This window comes from Pseudomonas sp. GD03858 (assembly GCF_029840925.1).
Taxonomy (GTDB): domain Bacteria; phylum Pseudomonadota; class Gammaproteobacteria; order Pseudomonadales; family Pseudomonadaceae; genus Aquipseudomonas.
On the sequence record NZ_JAOCDM010000032.1, the window covers coordinates 1 to 21,204 of the forward strand.

A 21,204-nucleotide genomic window follows, 5' to 3' on the forward strand; every position below is an offset into this window, starting at 1 on the left:
AGATGAGCTGCGCAATAGCCTTGTGATCTTCAACCTTTCAGGCATTTGAGCTCACTGAAATCCGCCCGCACCTTGATCAGCCGTTGTTGCAGGAACTGCCGTTGCGCCGCAGTGCTCTGCTTCATCAGGTCGACCATCAGGCTGCGTGCCTGTCGTTCGGTATTCTGGAACGCCTGACGGTACGCTGGCGTCCACAGGCTCTCCTTGCGTTGCAGCAGCTGCGCCAGGCGCGGCTCGAAGGCAGGGGTGTCGCGCTGGTTCATCGCCAGCACCAGTTGCTGCTGCCAGTGGGCGCGATTGGCGATCCACTGGCGATTCTGGTCGCCCAGGGCCTGCGACCAGCTCATCACGCGCAGGCGCTGCTCGGCGTTGAGCTCGCCCAGCCAGGGTTCGAGGCGCTTGCGCATGCGCGCGGCGCGGTTGTCGACCTGCTTGGCCAAGGGCGTGTCGACGTACTCCTTTTGACGTTTGTCGATATCCGCGCGAAAAGCCTGGCGCATCTCGTCGACCTGCCGGTCGCTCATGCCGCGTAGCAGCTCGGCGGCGGATGGGGTGATCGCCTCGGTGACCCGGCCAATGGCCAGGCGCGCCTCGGCGGTACGCTGTTGCAGGGCTTCGTCGGTTACCGCGTCATTGGCGACCATCAGCCGCACACGATCGAGCCAGTCGAGGTAGCCGGGCAGTTGGGTCCTGCAATGCCAGGCCAGGTGTGTCTTGAGCCGTTCGTCGAGCAGTTGCTTCTGCTCGCGGTTCATGTCCAGATAATCGTCCAGCGACCAGGGGACCAGGCGGTCGAGGTTGCGGTAGGCCAGGTCGATGCGGCTGCAGGCCGTCAGGGCCAGGGCTAAGCCGATGACGAGTAGCAGGGCGTGGGTCAGGCGTAGGGGCATGAGCGAATCCTTGCACGGGCTGGCCAGGCGGTGGACGCAAGGTGGGCCCGAGGGTTCCTGCGCATGCGCGCTCGGGCGGTCGGGCGGGTCAGGTGTTAGAATAGCCGCCTTGTCTTGAGGATCTTCGGAAATGGCTCTGCTTGGGCGTTACAACAGTTTGCAAATCGTTAAACACGTGGAATTCGGCCTGTACCTGGATGGCGGCGCCGACGGCGAGATCCTCCTGCCACGGCGTTACTTCCCCAAGGATGCCGAGCTCGAGCTGGACGACTGGCTCAACGTGTTCATCTACCTCGACAGCGAAGACCAGCTGATCGCCACCACCGAAAAACCGAAGATGCAGGTCGGCGAGTTCGCCAGCCTCAAGGTCAAGGACATCAACGGCGCGGGCATCTTCCTCGACTGGGGCCTGTCCAAGGACCTGTTGATGCCGTACTCGGAAGAGTCCCGCCCGCTGAAGATCGGCGACTACTGCGTGGTCCACGCCTACCTGGACAAACGCACCCGGCGCATCACCGCCACCGCCAAGCTCGATCGCTACCTGGACCGCACGCCGGTCGACTACCAGGTCGGTCAGCCCGTCGAGCTGCTGGTGGCCGGTGAGACGCCGATGGGCTTCAAGGCAATCATCAACAACCGCCACTGGGGCCTGATCCACAAGAACGAGGTGTTCAAGTTCCTGCGCTCGGGCATGCACGAGAAGGGTTTCATCAAGGAAGTGCGGGCCGACGGCAAGATCGCCCTGAGCCTGCAGCCGGTGGGACAGGCTCTGGCCGACGGCCTGCACGAGCAGATCATGCAGCGCCTGGAAGCCGCCGGTGGCGTGCTGCCGGTGTGCGACAAGAGCGATCCGGCGCTGATCAGCCAGATGTTCAATGTCAGCAAGGGCAATTTCAAGAAAGCCATCGGCGCACTGTTCAAGCAGGGCCGGATCGTCATCCATGACGATCGCATCGAGCGGGCCTGATCAGGCCTGCACGAAGCTGCGGAAATCCAGCTGCTCGCCGCCCGGGCGGGTGTCGCGCAGCAGCGAATCGCGATCGGCGCTCAGCGCCAGGCTGATGGTCGAGCGGCGCTTGCCGGCGTTGCGCACTTCCATCTGCTCCTGGTGCGCGCGCAGGAAGTTGGTCGGCACCTTCAGGTGCTGCAGTTCGTCGGTTTCCGGGGTGTGCAGCAACAGGTTGACCCAGTCGGGCTGGCCTTTGCGCAGCAGCGCCACCGGTACCTCGAACCACCACAGGTTGCGCTTCTTGTCGAGGATGGCGAAGAGGGTGTTGTCGCGGTCGAGCACCGGCCGGGTCAGCGCTTCGTTGCGCCGAGCAATGGCGGTGGGCTTGTCGAGTTTCATGCAGGTTCCTGCGGGTTGACGCTAGATTGGCCCGATATTGTGCGGGCGGGCCAATCGCGGGGCAAGCCCGCTCCCACGCAGGTGATCGTTATCACGGCGTTCGCTGCATGCCAGCGCAGCCCAAAGGGCAGGGCAAGCACCTGCCAGGCGCGCGCGAAGCCGTTGAGCTGGCGGCAGGCAAACCGATTGAAACTCCTGCCGATGGCCGTGGGTCGACTGGTTGTCGACACGATTTCCCGTGTCTTTCTCGCTAGGAGACATCCCATGAGCGGCACCAAGGATAAAGCGAAAGGCCTGGCCAACGAGGCCGTGGGCAACATCAAGCAGGGCGTCGGCAAGGTGACCGGCAACGACAAGCTGCGCGCCGAGGGCAAGGCCCAGGAGCTCAAGGGCGAGGCGCAGCAGGCGGTGGGCAAGGTCAAGGATGCCGTGAAGAAACCTTGACCTCAGTGGCATTTTCGCGGGGCCAGCCCGTTCCCAACCCAACCGGTGGGAGCGGGCTGGCCCCGCGATTGCATTGTGCGCCAGCGAACAGCACGTCCACCCTCTGGTCTATTAGACTTGTTGCATTGTCACCCCGATCAAGCGGCGAAAGGAGACGCTATGATTTTCCCCGACCTGCGCGGCCTGCCCCTGCACCGCGTGCTGGTGCGTACCGTCAAAGAGTTTCTCGACGACGAGATGTCCACCTATGCCTCCGCGCTGGCCTACCAGATGCTGTTCTCGTTGTTCCCCTTCCTGCTGTTCCTGATCGCCCTGATCGGTTTCCTGCACTTGCCCGACTTCTTTTCCTGGCTGCGCCTGCAGTCGGAGCTGGTATTGCCGCCCCAGGCGCTGGAACAGGTCAACCCGGTGATCGACCAGTTGCAGCAGTCCAAGGGTGGCTTGCTGTCGGTGGGTATCGTGATCGCCCTGTGGACGGCCTCGGCGGGCGTGCGCCTGATGATGAGCGCGATGAACGCGGCCTACGACGTAGCGGAAGGGCGTCCGGTGTGGAAGCGCTTTCCGCTGTCGATCATCTACACCGTCGGCATCGCCGGCATGTTGCTGGCGGCGGCGGCGCTGATGGTGCTCGGGCCGCAGGTCATGGAGTGGATCGCCGCCCAGGTGGGACTGCAGGAGGCGGTGGTCGTGGTCTGGACGGTACTGCGCTGGCCGGCGATCATCATCCTGATGATGGTGGCGGTGGCGCTGATCTACTACGTGATGCCCGATGTGAAGCAGAAATTCCGTTTCATCACCCCAGGCTCGGTGCTGGCGGTGGTGGTGTGGATCATCGCGTCGCTGGGCTTTGCCTACTACGTGAAGACCTTTGCCGACTACAACGCCATGTATGGCAGTATCGGGGCGATCATCGTGCTGTTGCTGTACTTCTACATCTCCGCTGCCGTGCTGCTGCTGGGGGCCGAGATGAACGCGGTGATCGAGCATATGTCCGCCGAGGGCAAGAACCCCGGCGAGAAGGAATTCGCCCAGGACAATCCGCAACAGACTGTCACCGTGCTAGGCCATGAGCACCCGGTGACTCCCGAACCCCAGACCCGCGAGCCGAATACCTGATGATCCGCGACATTCTCAAGATGGGCGACGAACGCCTGCTGCGCATCGCCCCGCCAGTGCCGGAGCACATGCTCGGCAGCCCCGAGCTCGAGCAACTGATCGACGACATGTTCGAGACCATGGCCCATGTCGGTGGTGTCGGCCTGGCCGCGCCGCAGATCGGCATCGACCTGCAGCTGGTGATCTTCGGCTTCGAGCGCAGTGAGCGCTACCCGGACGCCGAGCCGGTACCGCGGACCATCTTGCTCAACCCAGTGATCACGCCGCTGGCAAGCGAAGTCGAGGATGGCTGGGAGGGCTGCCTGTCGGTCCCGGGCCTGCGTGGCGTGGTGCCGCGCTACAAGCACATCAGCTACTCGGGCATCGACCCGCAGGGCAACCCGATCAACCGCTTTGCCGACGGCTTCCACGCCAGGGTGGTGCAGCATGAATGCGACCACCTGATCGGCCGGTTGTACCCCTCGCGCATCCAGGACTTCAGCAAGTTCGGCTACACCGAGGTGCTGTTCCCCGGGCTCGATGTGGCCGACGACTGATCCCGCACCAGTGCCACCAGGGGCTTGCTGCGCTGGTAACGGGCCAGGCGCGCGGCCAGGGCTTCGGGCAGCGTGGTGGCTGGGGTGAAGGCCAGGCGCTGGTAGAAGGGCGTCAGATCCGGATGGCAGAACAGCCAGGTTGCGCCGCTGCTTTCGGCAAGCGCGGCGTCCACCAACTGAGAGGCGATCTGCTGGCCACGCCATTGTGGGGCGACGAACAGGCCGGTCAGCCAGTAGCCGCCCGCTATGGGTGACAGGTTCAGCCCGCCAATGATTTCACCGCTGCGCGTCACCCACTGCTCGCCGTCGCCAGCGGCGCGCATGCGCGAACCATGCTGGCGATAGAACAGGTCCAGCAGGCGGCGCTGGATCAGGGGCAGGCGGGAGCAGGTCAGGGGCGGCATGTGTGGTTCATAGGGCAGTGCAAGTCGCTGTCGCGGGCCAGGCAGAAAAAATGACGGTGCTTTGTCGCAGATTGTTGCAAATCCGGCAAGGGTGAATATCCGACTCCGGGGTTCAACTATTCTGACTGCGGAGTAGACTTTCACTCATCCCCCCGGCAGTACGATAAAGCGGGATCGGTACTTCGTGTCATCTTCGCAGTCGATGACAACTTCTCCGCGCCATTGACGGCATCAGAAGTCACGCGATCAGCTTGATAGCCTTCAAGGTCGTTATCCATGAAAGCCTTACTGATTCTTGCATTGGTCGGTATGTCCTCGCTCGCCTTCGCGGACCAGGTCAAGACCGCAGATACCCAACCCGTGGTCGAGCAGTACGACTATTCCACCAACCTCGACATCAAGCGCGTGATCAGCCTGTCGACGATCCCCAACGTCTGTGAAGTGGTGCCCGCCACCATGACCTACGAGGACCATCAAGGACAGGTGCACACCCTTCAATACCGCGCCCTGGGTGAGGGCTGCCGGTTGAATTGAGCCTTGCAATAGAGCCGTGCGCAATCCCTGTGGGAGCGGTCTTGTGTCGCGAAAGGGCTGCGTAGCAGCCCCAGGTTCAGTGTTGGCTTAGAGATCGCCGGGGCCGCGTTGCGGCCCTTTCGCGACACAAGGCCGCTCCCACAGGGGCATGTGTATATCTTGAGCCCCCTGCAAGACTGTTGCCCCCACAAGCTCCAGCCCCTGCTTCAATTGCGCCCGGCTGTGCGCCGCCGACAGGCTGACCCGCACCGCCCGCACGCGCTCCGTGCCCACCGCGAACACGCTGGCTGGCACGATCTCCACCCCTTGCGCCCGACACCGGGCCACCACTGCCTCGGCTTCTCCAGGCGTGGCCAGCCAAGCATGGGGCGACGGCACGCCGGCGATCGGCAGTGCATCCCCCAGCAGTGCCCGCGCCAGACGCCAGCGCTCGCCGAGTTCCTCCCGCTGCCAGGCCAGGCGCCGGGCAGCGGTCCCATCGGAAATCCATTGGCAAGCGATATGCAAGTTCAGCGGCGACACCGACCAGTGGGTGGCCTGGGCATAAGGATCGATCTGCTCCAGCAACCCTGGCCGGGCCACGATCCAGCCCAGGCGCAGGCCGGCGGCCACGGTCTTGGACAAGCTGCTGATCAGCACGCCGCGGCCTTCGAGCAAAGGATAGAGTGGCGGGCTATCGGTCAACGCGCCATACACGTCATCTTCGATCACCAGCAACTCATGACGCCTGGCGACCTCGGCCAGCGCCTGGCGCCGAGTCTCGCCCATGCACGCCCCGGTCGGGTTGTGCAGGGTCGGGGTGCTCACCAGTACCCGCGCGCCACTGGCTCGCACGACGCGGTCCAGCTCGTCCGGGCGTAGTCCCTGTTCATCCAGGGCTACGCCCTGCACCGGCAGGCGCAGCTGGCGGCAGGCCGCCTTGATGCCAGGGGCGGTCAGTGCTTCGACCATCACCGGCTCGCCCGGCTGGCACAACGACTGCAACACCAGGGTCAGGGCCTGCTGGGCGCCAGCGCAGAGCTGCACTTCCTCGGGTCTCAGGTCCAGGCCGCGGTTGCCTAGCCAGCGCGCGCCCTGGATCCGCCCCAGCAGCAGTCGCTCCGGTCCCAGGTAATGGTCGAGCAGGGCGGTTTCTCGCTGTTCGAGCAGTCTTTGCAGGCTGTGCTCGAGATCGAGATTGCGCGGGTCGGCCACCGGCACGTTGGTCGACAAGTCGATCACCTGGTGCTGGCGGTTGGGTTGCTTGAGGCGAAACAGCGTCGCTTCCTTGCTGCTGGCCAGCACATAGGTGCCGCGGCCCACCTCCCCGGATACCAGGTGCCGCGCCGCGGCTTCGCGATAGGCTTGTTGCGTGGTGCTCGGATTCAGGCCCAACGCCCAGGCCAGGCGGCGCTGAGGCGGCAGGCGTTCACCGGCTTTGAGTTCACCTCGTTCGATGGCGCCGGCGATGGCCTCGACCAGCGCCAGGTAACGCGGCTGGTCGTTGTCTGGCAGGGATGGAGTCCACACGAAATTGCTACCCATGCAATATATATTTGGACCCATACAATGAGCGGCGTTTAGGATCGCATCAAGCCCTACCGATGAAGGAAGATCGCCATGTTCGACTTGCCCGCCCTACGTGAAGCCGCCGACTTTGTTCACCAGCACGTTCCGCCGACTCCGCAGCACGCCTGGCCGTTGCTGGCCGAGCGGCTGGGTTGCCAGTTGTGGGTCAAGCATGAGAACCATGCCCCCACCGGTGCCTTCAAGGTGCGTGGCGGGCTGGTCTATGTGCGTTCCCTGTTGGCCGGTGGCGACGTGCCCCGTGGGTTGGTCACCGCCACCCGAGGCAATCATGGCCAGAGCATGGCCCTGGCGGCGCGTCAGGCGCGGCTGCCGCTGGTGATCGTGGTGCCGCAAGGCAATTCGCGGGAGAAGAACGCGGCCATGCGCGCCCTGGGCGCGGAACTGGTGGAGCACGGCGTGGATTTCGACGTTGCCCGTGAGGAGGCGGCGCGCCTGGCCGATGAGCGCGGCTACGCGATGGTCCCGTCGTTCCACCCGGAACTGGTGCGCGGCGTGGCCACCTATGCGCTGGAACTGTTCGAGGCGGTGGCGGATCTGGATTGCGTGTACGTGCCGATCGGCATGGGCTCGGGCATTTGCGGGCTGATCCAAGCGCGCAACCTGCTGGGGCTGTCCACCGAGATCGTCGGCGTGGTGTCCTCTGCCGCGGACGCTTACGCCCGCAGCTTCGAGCTGGGCCGCATCGTCACCACCGCCAGCGCCGACACCTTCGCCGACGGCATGGCCTGTCGCGTGCCACACCCCGACGCCTTCGCTTTGGTCCGCGAGCATGCCGCACGTATCGTGCGAGTGAGCGACGACGAGATCGCCGAGGCCATGCGGCTCTATCACGAGACTACCCACAACACCGCCGAAGGGGCCGGCGCGGCCGCCCTGGCCGCATTGATGCAGGAGCGTGGGCGTCAGGCCGGCAAGCGTGTGGCGGTGGTGCTCAGTGGCGCCAACGTGGATCGCGGGCGCTATGCACAGGTGTTGATGGGGAATGAAAAATCCTGAATGAATGTTGGTGACGAGGATGCTATCTTTATTTGATAGCATTTTCCGATGAACACTCGATATCGCAAGATTCTGGACTGTATCTTCAGAACACCGACCACGCCTGCGCTGCCGTTCGCCGAGATCGAGGCCCTTGTGCTGCACCTTGGCGGCCAGGTGCTCGAGCGCCAGGGCTCCAGGGTCAAGATCCTGCTGGGCGAGCAATGCTGGCGGTGTCATCGTCCCCATCCTGGCAAGGAGGCCAGGCGATATCAGATAGAAGAAGCCCGCGAGTTCCTGTTGCGGGCGGGAGTCCGACCATGAGCTGCATGCGCTTCAAAGGCTACGCCGCCCGCATCGAGTACGACGAGCGCGACGATATCTTCGTCGGTCGTGTGCTGGGCATGCGTGACATCATCAGTTTCCACGCCAGTTCCGTCCCGGAACTGCACGAAGCGTTTCGCGAGGCGCTGGAGGACTATCTGGCCGATTGCGCCGAACAAGGCATCACCCCCGAGAAGCCGGCCTCAGGCAAGGTCATGCTGAGGATTCGTCCCGAAGTCCATGCCGCCGCGAGCATCGCCGCACGGGCGGCCGGAAAGAGCCTCAACCAGTGGGCCGACGAGGTATTCGAGCAGGCGGCGATGGCCTAGTGTGGTGTTTCACAAATAACGACCATAACTCGCGGCGCTTTTTGCAAAACACCACACTAGCGGGCGCAATTTTTTCCAATACGCACGTGGCCTGGCCACGGTTGAATGGCGTTTCCTTCCTCCTGTTCCGAGTGCTGCATGGCATTTTCCAATGGTTTTCTGCTTAGCCTTTCCCTATGCCTGGACATCGGCATGGCCAATATCGCGATGATCACCCTGGCCATGCAGCGCGGCTTTCTGCAGGGCTTCTGGCTGGGCCTGGGGACCTGTGTCGGCGACCTGGTCTATGCCATTGCCGCCTTGGCCGGGATGGCCGTGCTGCTGCAGTTCGAAGCCGTGCGCTGGACCCTTTGGCTAGGCGGTTCGGCGCTGCTGGTGTGGTTTGCCGTGAAGATGCTGCTGGCGGCCTGGCGTGGCGGGCATCTGGAGTCGCGGGGGCAGGTGGTGGTGGAGTCGGGCTGGCGCGAATTTCTGCGTGGGATCTTCCTGGCCATGTCCTCGCCCAGTGCGATCCTCTGGTTCGCTGCCGTGGGCGGGGTGCTGATTTCTCGTTCCGGAACTGGCGGCCCGCTTGAGGCCGGGCTGTTCCTGGCGGGGTTCTTCGCGGCCGGGTTGTTCTGGTGCGTGTCGCTGTGCGCTGCGGCCAGCCATGGCGGGCGGTTGCTCGGTGACCGGCTGCTGACCTGGTCCTATGTGCTGTCGGCGGCGATCTTCTGCTACTTCGCCGTCTACGTGATCGTTTCCGGCTATCGTGAGTTCATTCTCGCCAGCCCACCCCTGTAGCTCGCCGCATAGTGTTGCGGGGTGAAACCATGGGCGCGACGGAAGGCGGTGATGAAGTGGCTCTGGTCATAGAAGCCCAGGTCCAGCGCCACGTCCTGTGGATGCAGCCCCCGGCGCAGCCGATGGCGGGCCTCGATCAGGCGCAGTTGCATGTGGTACTGCAAGGGGCCCAGGCCCGTGGCCTTTTTGAAACAGCGGGCATAGTGGTACTTGCTCAGCCCGGCCAGTTCGGCCAGTTGCTCGAGATCGAGGCGCCCATTCAGGTTGGCCCGCATCGCAGCCTGGCTGCGGGCGATGGCGGCTGACTGCTCGCCCGGCGTTGCGCAGGGTTGCTCCAGCAGTTGCGCGAGCAGCAGCAACAAACCTTGTTCTCGCTCGTCGTCGCGGGCCTCGGCCAACTCGGTCAGCGCTGAGTAGAGCCCCTGGTGTGGCAGGACGCCCTGTTGAAAGGTCGGGGGCTGGTCAGTGGAGCGCAGGTTTTCGGCGCCGATCACCTGGCGCAGGGTGTCGGTCGGCAGGTGCAGGCTGATGTACTCCACGCCATCCGGGCCGAAGTTCGAACCCTGCACGGCCAATGGGTTGTACAGGGTGGCCTGACGGACCGGCACATCCATTTCCCGGCCATCCAGCCAGATCCGTTCGTGGCCGCACAGGTTGGCGCCCAGCACGTACTCGTCGTGGGTGTGCCGGGCAAAGCTGGCTGCGCCCTCGGCGCGGACCCAGGAAAGCTCCAGGTCGCTGCTGGTGTGCAGGGGGGCACAGGTCATCGGCATCGGTCGGCTCCCTCGGTCTGATCGGCGCTACGCTAGCGGAGGTCCAGGGCTGGGGTCAAAATTTTCCGTGGCTTGTCGATTTGCCGTTTTCCCGTTCGACCAGTGTTGAAAGCGTCACCACCAACGTTGATGAATCTACGGAGGAAACACCGATGAACACTGCAGCCGAGCGTGAACTGGAGCAACTGATCGAACGGTGGATGCAAGCCGTGCGCGAGCGTGACGTCGACCGCATCGTCGCCCCCTACGCCGACGACATTGTCGCCTTCGACGCTATCCAGGCCTTGCAGTTCAAGGGCAAGGCCGCCTACCGCGCACATTGGGAAATGTGCATGGGCATGTGCACCGGACCGATGGTGTTCGAGCTGGCGCAACTGACTGTGTACGCCGATGGCGACCTGGGCCTGGCCCACTGGCTCAACCGCTGTGGTCCGTCCGATGACGAGAGCCAGTGCGGGTTCATGCGGGCCACGGTCGGCTACCGGCGCAGCGGCGGCCAATGGCAGGTCATCCATGAACACTGGTCGGCACCGTTCGACATGGAAACGCAAAAAGCGTTGTTCGATCTCAAACCCTGAACGCCCATTGCCACTTCGCCCCGGAGACGATCATGAAATACCTGTGCCTGGTCTATTGTGATGAAGCACTGTTGCACAGCCTGCCCGATAGTCCGGAGGACGCCGAATGCATGGCCTACGCCGAATCCATCCAGACGTCCGGGCGCATGCTGGCCGCCGAGGCGCTCAAGCCGGTGCAGACCGCCACCACGGTGCGCGTGCGCGGTGGGCAGATGAGCCTCACCGATGGTCCGTTCGCCGAGACCAAGGAGCAACTGGCCGGCTTCTACCTGGTCGATGCCCGTGACCTGAACGAAGCGCTGAATATCGCCAGGGGCATTCCGGCGGCACGCGTGGGCAGCGTCGAGGTGCGGCCGGTGCGAGACCTGCAACCCTGACCCAGACGGAGAACAACAAGAATGACGCTGGTACAACCTGTGGTGGCGCAGCATGAACTGTCCATCAGCCGCCTGATCGATGCGCCACCGGCCAAGGTGTTCCGAGCCTGGACCGACCCCGAGTGGCTGAAGCAGTGGTGGGGACCGCACGGCATGACGACGCCTGAATGCGAGATGCAACTGTGGCCTGGTGGCCTGTTCCGCACGCTGATGCGAGCCCCCGACGGCAGCGAGTACCCTCATCAGGGGGTATTCCTGGAGATCCATGCGCCTGATCGCTTGGTGTTCACCGACGCCTTCCGCCCTGGCTGGGCGCCTTCGGACAAGGCGTTCATGACCGCGGTGGTGACCTTCGAACAGGAACAGGGCCGGACGCGCTACACCGCCCGCGCCTGGCACTGGAATGCCGCCGACCGCCGGGCCCACGAAGAAATGGGCTTTCACCAGGGCTGGGGAGAAAGCCTGGACCGCCTGGTGGAGGTGGTGACTCAGCGGATGCCGGACTGATGCTGGGCGATGCGCGCGCGCGCCAGGAAGTCGAGGCGGTCTATCGTCGCGACTCCCGGCGCATCCTGGCGACCCTGATTCGCCTGCTGGGGGACTTCGACCTGGCCGAGGAGGCCCTGCACGATGCCTTCTTCATCGCCGTCGAGCGCTGGCAGCGCGACGGCATTCCGGACAATCCGCGGGCCTGGCTGGTCTCCGCGGGCCGCTTCAAGGCCATCGACGCCTTGCGGCGCCGGGCCCGGTTCGATCGCTCCCAGGCGGACCTGATCATGCTGCTCGAAGGCCAGGCACACGACCCCGGCGATGAACAGCTGCTGGCCGATGATCGCCTGCGCCTGATCTTCACCTGTTGTCATCCGGCGCTGGCCTTCGACGCCCAGGTGCCGTTGACGTTGCGGGAAGTCTGCGACCTGACCACCGAGCAGATCGCCCGGGCGTTTTTGCAGAGCCCAGCGACCATCGCCCAGCGCATCGTGCGGGCCAAGGCCAAGATCCGCGACGCGCAGATTCCCTACCAGGTGCCGGAACTGGCCGAGTTGCCTGAGCGCCTGGAGAGCGTGCTGCGGGTGATCTACCTGGTATTCAACGAGGGGTATTCGGCGTCCTCGGGCGAGGACGTGATCACGCGAGAACTGACCGACGAAGCTATCCGCCTGGGCCGATTGCTGGCGCAGCTGCTGCCGGATGCCGAAGTGCTCGGGCTGCTGGCGCTGATGCTGTTGCAGGCTTCGCGCCAGCAGGCCCGCAGCGATGCCCACGGCGACCTGATCCTGCTCGACGAGCAGGATCGCAGCCTGTGGGATCGGGCGCAGATCGATGAGGGCTGCCAGCTGGTTCGGCGGGCGCTGCGCAGTCGGCAGTTCGGTCCCTACAGCGTGCAGGCGGCGATTGCCGCGCTGCATGCGCAGGCGCCCAGTGCCGAGGCCACCGACTGGGACGAGATCGTTGGCCTTTACGATGTGTTGCAGCACCACTGGCCGTCACCGGTGGTGGAGCTGAACCGGGCGGTGGCGCTGGCCAGACGTGACGGCGCCGCGGTGGGCTTGCAGGCGGTGGAGGCGATTCTCCAGCGCGGGGAGTTGGGCGAGTATCACCTGGCTTACGCGGCGCGGGCCGAACTGCATTGCCAGCTGGGCAATACCGCGCAGGCCCGCGAGGCCTGGCAACAGGCGCTGGCGCTGACCCGGCAAGGACCGGAGCGCCGGCACATCGAGCGGCGCCTGCGCGAGCTTGGCCGGCGATCATGAGCCGTGCCTGGCGGAGCGGGTAAACCCGCTCCCACAGGGGGCGATCAGCTAGCCACGAAGTTAGGCGGGCTCACCAGTTCGACGGTCTGTTGCTTGCGTGGCGCGAGGATCTCGGCGACACCTTCGACCACCAGCTCATCGTTCTGGTTGTAGACGTTGGTGGCGATGCGCACCTTGAACTTGGGCAGTTTCTCGAGGATTTCCAGGCGCACGGTCAGCTGGTCGCCGATCTTCACCGGCTTCTGGAAGCTCATTTGCTGGCCCAGGTAGATGGTGCCAGGGCCGGGCAGGGTGCAGGCCACCGCGGCGCTGATCAGCGCGCCACTGAACATGCCATGGGCGATGCGTTCGCGAAACATGCTCTTGGCGGCGAACTCGGCGTCCAGGTGCACCGGGTTGTGGTCGCCGGACATCGCGGCGAACAGCTGGATGTCGCGCTCTTGCACGGACTTCTTGTACTCGGCTTTCTGGCCGACTTCGAGGGCTTCGTAAGGCGTGTTGGTGACCTGGGTCATCAGGGCTTCCTAGTTGGGGACGAGGGCCTGTCACTCGCTGCGGGCGGGCCGGCCAAGGGCCAGCGCCTGCTCCAGCCAGGCGATGATGTCGGCGCTGACCTCGTCGCGATGGGTTTCGTTGAGCACTTCATGGCGCGCGCCGGGGTAGACGTGCAACTGTACATGACGGTTGCCGGTCGCGCGCAACGCATTGGCCAGATCGGTGAGACGCTTGCCGGCGCTCACCGGATCACATTCGCCGCCGGTAACCAGTATCGGCAGGTTCGGATCGATCTGCGCCAGGTGCCGCGCCTGGCTGATCTGCGCCAGGCCATGCAGCAGGTCGAGCCACAGCTGGTTGCTGCAGCGAAAGCCGCACAGCGGATCGGCGACATACTTGTCCACTTCGGCGTCATCCCGGCTGAGCCAGTCGAACGCGGTGCGATTGGGCCTGAACGCCTTGTTGAACGAGCCGAACGACAACCAGTCGATCAGCGCGCTCTTGCCCAGTGGCCCCTGGCGCCAGGTCTCGAACCGGGCGATCAGGCGTGCCGCGCGGTACAGCGTCGGCGACTGGAAGTTCGAGCCGCTGAGCACGGCGCCCTGCAAGCTGGCGCTGTGGTGCAGCAGGTAGGCCTGGGCGATGTAGCTGCCCATGCTGTGGCCGAACAGGAACAGTGGCGTGCCGGGGAATTGCTGGCCGATGTGCTGGGCGAGCAGGCCCAGGTCGTTGACCACGGCATTCCAGCCATTCTTCCGGGCGAACAGGCCCAGGCAGCCGAGCTCGGCGGTGCGGCCGTGACCGCGCAGGTCGGGCGCGAACAGGGCGTAGCCCGCCTCGTTGAGCGCATGCCCCAGGCGCTGGTAGCGCCCGGCATGCTCGGCCATGCCATGGGCCAGCAGCACCACGGCCTTGACCGGCGTGGCCGGCAGCCACTGGTGTACGTACAGGCTGCAATGCTCGCTGGCGGGTAGCCAGAAGGCGTCATAGGGCATGGCGGGTCCTTGCGCGCTGGGGTTGGTCAACAGTGTATGCGCAAAGCGCTGGATTGCAGGAAGGCCAGAAAAGAGATTCACAATGTTAATGGCGGTGCTTGGCGTATTTGCCACCTTCGACATTGCTGCTAACGTCGGCGCAACGCCTTTTTGCCATCAGGCGATCAGGTCAGGGATGCTCCCGGCAGAGGAACAACAATAAATGCAAGCCGATTTCTGGAATGACAAGCGCCCGGCGGGCGTGCCTTCCACCATTGACATGAATGCATACACATCCGTCGTCGACGTCTTCGAGCGCTCCTGCAAGCGCTTCGCCGACCGTCCGGCGTTCAGCAACCTGGGCGTAACCCTCAGCTATGCGGAACTGGAGCGCCATTCGGCAGCCTTCGCCGCCTGGTTGCAGCAGCATACCGACCTGCAGCCGGGAGATCGCATCGCGGTGCAGATGCCCAACGTTCTGCAGTATCCCATTGCCGTGTTCGGCGCGATGCGCGCCGGGCTGATCGTGGTCAACACCAACCCGCTGTACACCGAGCGCGAGATGCGCCACCAGTTCAAGGACTCCGGCGCGCGGGCCCTGGTCTACCTGAACATGTTCGGCAAGCGGGTGCAGGAGGTGCTGCCCGACACCGGCATCGAGTACCTGATCGAGGCGAAGATGGGCGACCTGTTGCCCAGTGCCAAGGGCTGGCTGGTCAACACCGTGGTCGACAAGCTGAAGAAGATGGTTCCGGCCTATCAGTTGCCCCAGGCCGTTTCATTCAAGCAGGTCCTGCGCCAGGGCCGCGAGCTGGGCCACAAGCCGGTTGTGCAGGCGCTGGGGGATGTCGCGGTGCTGCAGTACACCGGCGGCACCACGGGCCTGGCCAAGGGCGCCATGCTCACCCATGGCAACCTGGTCGCCAACATGCTCCAGGTGCTGGCCTGTTTCGCCCAGCACGGCCCCGATGGTCAGCCGCTGATCAAGGAAGGGCAGGAGGTGATGATCGCGCCGCTGCCGCTGTACCACATCTATGCCTTCACCGCGAACTGCATGTGCATGATGGTCACCGGCAACCACAACGTGCTCATCACCAATCCGCGCGATATCCCAGGCTTCATCAAGGAGCTGGGCAAGTGGCGCTTCTCGGCCCTGCTCGGGCTCAACACCCTGTTCGTCGCGCTGATGGACAACCCGGGCTTCAACTCCCTCGACTTCTCGGCGCTGAAGGTCACCAATTCCGGTGGCACCGCGCTGGTCAAGGCCACGGCCGAACGCTGGGAGGCGCTGACCGGTTGCCGTATCGTCGAGGGCTATGGCCTGACCGAAACCTCGCCGGTGGCCAGCACCAACCCCTATGGCCAGCTGGCGCGCCTGGGAACTGTCGGTATCCCGGTGCCCGGCACCGCGTTCAAGGTGGTCGATGATGAAGGTCTCGAGCAGCCTCTGGGCGAGCGCGGCGAGCTGTGCATCAAGGGGCCGCAGGTGATGAAGGGCTACTGGCAGCAGCCGGAAGCCACCGCGCAGGCGCTGGATGTCGATGGCTGGTTCAAGACCGGCGACATCGCGATCATCGATGCCGATGGCTACACCCGCATCGTCGACCGCAAGAAGGACATGATCATCGTCTCAGGCTTCAACGTGTATCCCAACGAGATCGAGGACGTGGTGATGAGCCATCCGCAGGTGGCCAGTTGCGCGGCGATCGGCGTGCCCGACGATCGCTCCGGCGAAGCGGTGAAGCTGTTCGTCGTGCCGCGGGCGGGCGGGGTAAGCGTCGATGAGCTCAAGGCCTTCTGCAAGGCCAACTTCACGGGCTACAAGGTGCCCAAGCACATCGTGTTGCGTGAGTCGTTGCCGATGACTCCGGTGGGCAAGATCCTGCGTCGCGAATTGCGTGACATCGCCTGAAACGATAAAGCGGCAGGGTCGAGCGGGTGAAACCTCTCTAACCTGCCGCTTTCGGCCTGAATTGCGACATTTTGTATAATTACTCTAAAAATGACTTGCATTGTTCATTGAGTCATTTTTGTGACCTGTCGGCCCATTTCGGCCTCTAGGCGACCCCTGGCAAAGCTGTTACTCTCGGCGCGCTTTTGGAGGATCCGGTTTGCAATGAACCGGCCTCTCATATCAATAATAAGCGCATCGACGCGTACCGAATTCGCTGTTGCTGAAGGAGCGGGCTTCCATGATCGAACATTTTTGGAAGGATAAGTACCCAGCCGGAATTACGGCGGACATCAATCCTGACGAATTCCCCAATATCCAGGCGGTACTCAAGCAATCCTGCCAACGCTTTGCCGACAAACCTGCCTTTAGCAACCTGGGCAAGACCATCACCTACGGCGAGCTCTATACCCTGTCCGGCGCTTTCGCCGCCTGGCTGCAGCAGCACACCGACCTGAAACCCGGTGACCGCATCGCCGTCCAGTTGCCCAACGTCCTGCAATACCCTGTCGCCGTGTTCGGCGCCATGCGTGCCGGATTGATCGTGGTCAACACCAACCCGCTGTACACCGCGCGCGAGATGGAGCACCAGTTCAACGACTCCGGCGCCAAGGCGCTGGTCTGCCTGGCCAACATGGCGCACCTGGCCGAGAAAGTCGTGCCCAAGACCCAGGTCAAGCACGTCATTGTCACCGAAGTGGCCGACCTGTTGCCACCGCTCAAGCGCCTGCTGATCAACAGCGTCATCAAGTACGTGAAGAAAATGGTGCCGGCCTACAGCCTGCCGGGCGCCGTGCGCTTCAATGATGCCCTGGCACTGGGCAAGGGCGGCGCGGTTACCGAGGCCAACCCGCAAGCCGGCGATGTCGCCGTGCTGCAGTATACCGGCGGCACCACCGGCGTGGCCAAGGGCGCCATGCTGACGCATCGCAATCTCGTCGCCAACATGCTGCAGTGCCGGGCGCTGATGGGCTCGAACCTGCACGAAGGCTGCGAAATCCTCATCACCCCGCTGCCGCTGTACCACATCTACGCCTTCACCTTCCATTGCATGGCCATGATGCTGATCGGCAACCATAACGTGCTGATCAGCAACCCGCGCGACCTGCCGGCCATGGTCAAGGAACTCGGCAAGTGGAAGTTCAGCGGCTTCGTCGGCCTGAACACCCTGTTCGTTGCCCTGTGCAACAACGAGGCGTTCCGCAGCCTGGACTTCTCGGCGCTGAAAATTACCTTGTCCGGCGGCATGGCCCTGCAACTGAGCGTGGCCGAGCGCTGGAAGGCCGTGACCGGCTGTGCCATCTGCGAAGGCTACGGCATGACCGAGACCAGCCCGGTGGCGGCGGTCAACCCGTCCGAGGCCAACCAGGTCGGCACCATCGGCATCCCGGTACCTTCCACCCTGTGCAAGATCATCGACGACAACGGCCAGGAACTGCCCCTGGGCGAAGTGGGTGAGCTGTGCGTGAAGGGCCCGCAGGTGATGAAGGGCTACTGGCAGCGCGAAGACGCTACCGCCGAGATCCTCGACGGCAATGGCTGGCTGAAGACCGGTGACATCGCGTTGATCCAGCCGGACGGCTACATGCGCATCGTCGACCGCAAGAAGGACATGATCCTGGTGTCGGGCTTCAACGTGTACCCCAACGAGCTCGAGGACGTGCTTGCCGCGTTGCCGGGCGTGTTGCAGTGCGCGGCCATCGGCATCCCGGACGAGAAGTCCGGCGAGGTGATCAAGGTGTTCATCGTGGTCAAGCCGGGCATGACGCTGACCAAGGAGCAGGTGATGGAGCACATGCGTGCCAACGTCACCGGCTACAAGGTGCCCAAGGCCATCGAGTTCCGCGATGCACTGCCGACCACCAACGTCGGCAAGATCCTGCGCCGCGAGTTGCGTGATGAAGAACTGAAGAAGCAGGGCCTGAAGAAGATCGCCTGACTCGCAGCCTATGCGATCGATGTAGGAGCGGCCTTGTGTCGCGAAAGGGGTGCGAAGCACCCCATCGATTGATGCTTTATCGTTGATACCCTGGGGCCGCTTCGCGACCCTTTCGCGACACAAGGCCGCTCCTACGGAGAGATTGCGCAGAGTTGCGGCTCAGCGCAGTTTTTCCAGCATCTGGTAGTACCACATCCCCGCCGCCAGCAGCGGATTGCCCAGCAGATCCCCCATCGGCACCTTGATGTGCTTGCACGCCGCGAAGGTGTCGAATTTCTCCAGCGTCCCGGTCAGCGCCTCGGCCATGATCTCGCCCATGATGTGGCTGGTGGCGATGCCGTGTCCGGAATACCCCTGGCAGTACCAGACGTTGTCCGACAGCTTGCCCAGCTGTGGGATGCGGTTGACCACGATACCCATGGCACAGCTCCACTGGAACTCGATCGGCACGCCCTTGAGCGCCGGGAAAGTGCGCTCGATGCACGGGCGCAGCTCGCCTTCGATGTCCCGTGAATCTCGCCCGGAGTAGTTGGCGCCACCACCGAACAGCAGGCGCTTGTCGGCCGTCAGACGGTAGTAGTCGAGCACGAAACGACAGTCGTAGACCGCCAGGTCTTGCGGATTGATCTGGTCGGCCAGCTCGCCCAGCGGCGCGGTGGTGACGATGCCGCCCATGGCCGGAAAGATCTTGCCCTTGAGCTGGCGTTTTTCCAGCTTGTGGTAGACGTCGCCGGCCAGCATCACCTGGCGCGCCTCGATCCGCCCCTGGGCGGTGACCACTGCCGGGCGCGGGCCGTGGACGATGTCGAGGACCTCGGAGTTCTCGAAGATCAGCGCGCCCAGTCCATGGGCGGCGCGGGCTTCGCCCAGACACAGGTTGAGTGGGTGCAGGTGCAGGTTGCGGCGGTTTTTCAGCGCGCCGAGGTACAGCGGGCTCTGCAGGTGGCTGGCCACCTCGGCGCGGTCGAGCAACTGCACCTGGTCGCCCATGCCGCGACGCTGGGCCTCGCTCTCGAAGGCGCGCAGCTCATTCATGTGCGAGGGCTTCATGGCGGCGTGCAAATGTCCGTGCTTGAGGTCGCACTGGATACCGTAGCGCTCGACGCGCTGCTCGATGACCTGGTGTCCGCGCCAGCGCAGGTGCCAGATGAAATCATCCACCTCGCTGCCCAGGCGCTGGCGCATCTGGGTGCGCATGGCTTCGTCACCCGACAGGCTGCCGGTGACCTGCCCGCCATTGCGCCCGCTGGCGCCCCAGCCGATGCGGTTGGTTTCGACGATGGCCACCTTCAGGCCGCGTTCGGCCAGTTCCACCGCGGTGGCCACGCCGGTGAAACCGCCGCCGATGATCGCCACGTCCACCTGCACCGTGCCCTCGAGCGTGGGGTATTCGCTGTGGTCGTTGAGGGTGGCGCTGTAATAGGACGGCGCGCGCTGGGCCGGTCCATTGCGGGTTGCTGCGTTCATGAGTGTTCCTTGTTGTAATGCATGTCTCAAGCCTGGTGCAGGTACCAGCGCCAGTCCTGTTCGCCGACTTCGGCCATGAACTGGCGGTACTCGGCGCGCTTGACCTTCAGGTAGACGCCGAGGAAAGCCTCGCCCAGTGCTTCCCGAGCCCAGTTCGAACGCTCCAGGGCATCGAGGGCGGTCAGCCAGTCGGTGGGCAGGTGTTCGCTAGCCTGGGCGTAGCCGTTGCCTTCTACCGGCGCACCGGGATCCAGCTGCTGGCGGATGCCCGCGTGGCTGGCGGCGAGAATCGCCGCCGCGGCCAGGTAGGGGTTGGCGTCGGCGCCACAGATGCGGTGTTCCACATGACGGCTGTTGGCCGGACCACCAGGGACCCGCAGGCTGACGGTACGGTTGTCTACCCCCCAGGTGGGTGCCAGCGGGGCATAGCTGTTGGCCTGGAAGCGGCGAAACGAGTTGGCGTTCGGGCAGAACAGCAGCAGCGACTCGTGCAGATGGCGCAGCATGCCGGCCACCGCCTGGCGCAGCAGCGGGGTGCCGGCCTTGTCCTCGCTGGCGAACAGATTGTTGCCGGCGGCGTCGGCCAGGCTCAGGTGCATGTGCATGCCGGTGCCGGCCAACCGAGCGAACGGCTTGGCCATGAAGCAGGCTTGCATGCCGTGGGCGTTGGCCACGCCTTTGACCAGGCGCTTGTAGCGCACCGCCTGGTCCATTGCGGCGAGGGCGTCGCCGTGCTCCAGGGTGATTTCCACCTGGCCCGGCGCGTACTCCGAGATAGCCGTGCGGGCCGGAATACCCTGGGCCTTGCAGGCGGCATAGAGATCGGCGAGGAACGGCTCGATCTGCTCCAGTTCGCGCAACCCATAGACCTGGGTGCCACGCGGGCGGCCACCGTCGCTGTCCAGCGCCGGCTGCGGATGGCCTTGTGCATCGCGCTGCTGGTCGAGCAGGTAGAACTCCAGTTCACAGGCCATCACCGGGTGGTAGCCGTCGGCCTTGAGTGCGTCGATGACCTTCAGCAGCACATGGCGTGGATCGGCCACACTGGCCGGCAGGCCCTCGCTGGGGTGCATGCTGACCTGCACCGCGGCGGTCGGCACCCGACGCCAGGGCAGGCGTACCAGGCTGTCGTCCAGAGGGTAGGCGCGGCAATCGATATCGCCGACATCCCAGACCAGGCCGGAGTTTTCCACGTCGTCGCCGTTGACGGTCAGGCCAAGGATGGTACTCGGCAGTGGTCGACCGCTCTCGTACACCGCCAACAGCTCGTCGCGGTGCAGCAGCTTGCCGCGTGGCACGCCGTTGGCGTCGAGGATGAACAGCTCGATCAGGTCGATATCGGGGTTGTCGGCCAGGAAACGCCTGGCGTGTTCTGCGGGGGCAAAATGCATGGTGGATTCGCTCTGGGGCACACTGGACCGCCGCGCACGCGAGCGGTCAGGCTGAGTCAATCGGCCAGAGGGTGGCCGAGTCGGGTCAGGAGTGCGTGAGCGAAGTGTCCGGTGGGCGCGCGTGACGGCAATGCCACAGCGCCCAGAACGCCAGGATGATATGGACCAGTGGATTTTCACCGGCACGGGCCCGGGCCTTCGGCAGCGAAGGGTGGGGCAGCGGGCGGGCGATCATCGGGTCGGGAAGCATCCC

The 21,204-nt window shown here is 64.4% G+C and carries 24 protein-coding genes; 15 read left to right on the forward strand and 9 right to left on the reverse strand.

All coding sequences use genetic code 11. The features are described 5' to 3' along the window. Window positions 1–29: 29 nt before the first annotated feature. Entirely contained in the window at window positions 30–890 is an 861-nt protein-coding gene (locus tag N5D48_RS11110) for a DUF6279 family lipoprotein (RefSeq protein ID WP_279884064.1), read from the reverse strand. Between the two features lie 130 nt (window positions 891–1,020). Here N5D48_RS11110 and N5D48_RS11115 point away from each other — a divergent pair, with 130 nt between their 5' ends. Further along, on the forward strand, window positions 1,021–1,857 hold the full coding sequence (locus tag N5D48_RS11115; protein WP_279884066.1) for a S1-like domain-containing RNA-binding protein: 837 nt from the start codon (window positions 1,021–1,023) through the stop codon (window positions 1,855–1,857). Here the strand turns inward: N5D48_RS11115 and N5D48_RS11120 are convergent, their stop codons facing one another. After that, window positions 1,858–2,238 carry a hypothetical protein gene (locus N5D48_RS11120; RefSeq protein WP_279884068.1) on the reverse strand — a complete coding sequence of 127 codons (381 nt, stop codon included), beginning with the start codon at window positions 2,236–2,238 and terminating at the stop codon, window positions 1,858–1,860. It abuts the gene before it with no gap. A 264-nt stretch (window positions 2,239–2,502) separates the two neighbouring features. Between N5D48_RS11120 and N5D48_RS11125 the strand changes: the two genes are divergently transcribed. The 3 genes from N5D48_RS11125 to def all read left to right on the forward strand — a co-directional run bounded on the left by N5D48_RS11125 (window position 2,503) and on the right by def (window position 4,334). Further along, window positions 2,503–2,682 carry a CsbD family protein gene (locus tag N5D48_RS11125; protein WP_186661155.1) on the forward strand — a complete coding sequence of 60 codons (180 nt, stop codon included), beginning with the start codon at window positions 2,503–2,505 and terminating at the stop codon, window positions 2,680–2,682. Between the two features lie 159 nt (window positions 2,683–2,841). After that, window positions 2,842–3,798 (forward strand): YihY/virulence factor BrkB family protein, encoded by a 957-nt coding sequence (locus tag N5D48_RS11130; RefSeq protein WP_279884071.1) that lies wholly within the window; start codon window positions 2,842–2,844, stop codon window positions 3,796–3,798. Continuing rightward, window positions 3,798–4,334 (forward strand): peptide deformylase, encoded by a 537-nt coding sequence (gene def, locus N5D48_RS11135; RefSeq protein WP_279884073.1) that lies wholly within the window; start codon window positions 3,798–3,800, stop codon window positions 4,332–4,334. Before N5D48_RS11130 ends, def begins: the two co-directional genes overlap by 1 nt. On the opposite strand, the gene N5D48_RS11140 is transcribed toward def, so the two are convergent. Then, entirely contained in the window at window positions 4,289–4,738 is a 450-nt protein-coding gene (locus N5D48_RS11140; RefSeq protein WP_279884075.1) for a GNAT family N-acetyltransferase, read from the reverse strand. The two genes, def and N5D48_RS11140, sit on opposite strands and share 46 nt — an antisense overlap. 276 nt (window positions 4,739–5,014) lie before the next feature. Between N5D48_RS11140 and N5D48_RS11145 the strand changes: the two genes are divergently transcribed. After that, entirely contained in the window at window positions 5,015–5,272 is a 258-nt protein-coding gene (locus N5D48_RS11145) for a DUF2790 domain-containing protein (RefSeq protein WP_028693053.1), read from the forward strand. Between the two features lie 87 nt (window positions 5,273–5,359). On the opposite strand, the gene N5D48_RS11150 is transcribed toward N5D48_RS11145, so the two are convergent. Further along, on the reverse strand, window positions 5,360–6,781 hold the full coding sequence (locus N5D48_RS11150; RefSeq protein WP_279884077.1) for a PLP-dependent aminotransferase family protein: 1,422 nt from the start codon (window positions 6,779–6,781) through the stop codon (window positions 5,360–5,362). 90 nt (window positions 6,782–6,871) lie between these two features. On the opposite strand from N5D48_RS11150, the gene N5D48_RS11155 reads away from it, so the two are divergent. The 4 genes from N5D48_RS11155 (at window position 6,872) to N5D48_RS11170 (ending at window position 9,252) form a co-directional block, all read left to right on the forward strand. After that, a complete protein-coding gene (locus N5D48_RS11155) occupies window positions 6,872–7,837 on the forward strand; it encodes a threonine dehydratase (RefSeq protein ID WP_279884079.1) in 966 nt (321 codons plus the stop codon). A gap of 48 nt (window positions 7,838–7,885) precedes the next feature. Beyond that, entirely contained in the window at window positions 7,886–8,140 is a 255-nt protein-coding gene (locus N5D48_RS11160) for a type II toxin-antitoxin system HicA family toxin (protein WP_279884081.1), read from the forward strand. Then, entirely contained in the window at window positions 8,137–8,469 is a 333-nt protein-coding gene (locus N5D48_RS11165) for a type II toxin-antitoxin system HicB family antitoxin (RefSeq protein ID WP_279884083.1), read from the forward strand. The genes N5D48_RS11160 and N5D48_RS11165 overlap by 4 nt, the downstream gene beginning before the upstream one ends. A 138-nt stretch (window positions 8,470–8,607) precedes the next feature. Then, window positions 8,608–9,252 carry a LysE family transporter gene (locus tag N5D48_RS11170; protein ID WP_279884085.1) on the forward strand — a complete coding sequence of 215 codons (645 nt, stop codon included), beginning with the start codon at window positions 8,608–8,610 and terminating at the stop codon, window positions 9,250–9,252. Here N5D48_RS11170 and N5D48_RS11175 read toward each other — a convergent pair. Further along, window positions 9,216–10,025: an AraC family transcriptional regulator gene (locus tag N5D48_RS11175; protein WP_279884087.1), complete on the reverse strand. Its 810-nt coding sequence runs from the start codon at window positions 10,023–10,025 to the stop codon at window positions 9,216–9,218. The two genes, N5D48_RS11170 and N5D48_RS11175, sit on opposite strands and share 37 nt — an antisense overlap. Before the next feature lie 152 nt (window positions 10,026–10,177). Here N5D48_RS11175 and N5D48_RS11180 point away from each other — a divergent pair, with 152 nt between their 5' ends. Genes N5D48_RS11180 through N5D48_RS11195 form a run of 4 tightly spaced genes read left to right on the forward strand, consistent with a single transcriptional unit; the run spans window position 10,178 to window position 12,734 of the window. Continuing rightward, entirely contained in the window at window positions 10,178–10,603 is a 426-nt protein-coding gene (locus N5D48_RS11180; RefSeq protein WP_279884089.1) for a nuclear transport factor 2 family protein, read from the forward strand. Between the two features lie 32 nt (window positions 10,604–10,635). After that, a complete protein-coding gene (locus tag N5D48_RS11185) occupies window positions 10,636–10,980 on the forward strand; it encodes a YciI family protein (protein WP_279884091.1) in 345 nt (114 codons plus the stop codon). Between the two features lie 21 nt (window positions 10,981–11,001). Beyond that, entirely contained in the window at window positions 11,002–11,487 is a 486-nt protein-coding gene (locus tag N5D48_RS11190) for an SRPBCC family protein (protein WP_279884092.1), read from the forward strand. Beyond that, the gene (locus tag N5D48_RS11195; protein ID WP_279884094.1) at window positions 11,487–12,734 is read left to right on the forward strand and encodes an RNA polymerase sigma factor; all 1,248 of its coding nucleotides are present in this window, start codon (window positions 11,487–11,489) and stop codon (window positions 12,732–12,734) included. Before N5D48_RS11190 ends, N5D48_RS11195 begins: the two co-directional genes overlap by 1 nt. A gap of 44 nt (window positions 12,735–12,778) precedes the next feature. On the opposite strand, the gene N5D48_RS11200 is transcribed toward N5D48_RS11195, so the two are convergent. Both N5D48_RS11200 and N5D48_RS11205 read right to left on the reverse strand, forming a co-directional pair. Further along, a complete protein-coding gene (locus N5D48_RS11200; RefSeq protein WP_279884096.1) occupies window positions 12,779–13,249 on the reverse strand; it encodes a MaoC family dehydratase in 471 nt (156 codons plus the stop codon). 30 nt (window positions 13,250–13,279) lie between these two features. Continuing rightward, on the reverse strand, window positions 13,280–14,224 hold the full coding sequence (locus N5D48_RS11205; RefSeq protein WP_279884098.1) for a lysophospholipase: 945 nt from the start codon (window positions 14,222–14,224) through the stop codon (window positions 13,280–13,282). A 202-nt stretch (window positions 14,225–14,426) separates the two neighbouring features. Between N5D48_RS11205 and fadD2 the strand changes: the two genes are divergently transcribed. After that, window positions 14,427–16,115, forward strand: coding sequence for a long-chain-fatty-acid--CoA ligase FadD2 (gene fadD2, locus N5D48_RS11210; RefSeq protein ID WP_279884100.1), 1,689 nt, complete (start codon window positions 14,427–14,429; stop codon window positions 16,113–16,115). Between the two features lie 280 nt (window positions 16,116–16,395). Then, window positions 16,396–18,093, forward strand: coding sequence for a long-chain-fatty-acid--CoA ligase FadD1 (fadD1, locus tag N5D48_RS11215; protein ID WP_279884102.1), 1,698 nt, complete (start codon window positions 16,396–16,398; stop codon window positions 18,091–18,093). Window positions 18,094–18,252: 159 nt separating this feature from the next. Here fadD1 and N5D48_RS11220 read toward each other — a convergent pair whose 3' ends face one another. Both N5D48_RS11220 and N5D48_RS11225 read right to left on the reverse strand, forming a co-directional pair. After that, the gene (locus tag N5D48_RS11220) at window positions 18,253–19,560 is read right to left on the reverse strand and encodes an FAD-binding oxidoreductase (RefSeq protein WP_279884104.1); all 1,308 of its coding nucleotides are present in this window, start codon (window positions 19,558–19,560) and stop codon (window positions 18,253–18,255) included. A 26-nt stretch (window positions 19,561–19,586) separates the two neighbouring features. Continuing rightward, entirely contained in the window at window positions 19,587–20,951 is a 1,365-nt protein-coding gene (locus N5D48_RS11225) for a glutamine synthetase family protein (protein ID WP_279884106.1), read from the reverse strand. Window positions 20,952–21,204 lie beyond the last annotated feature (253 nt).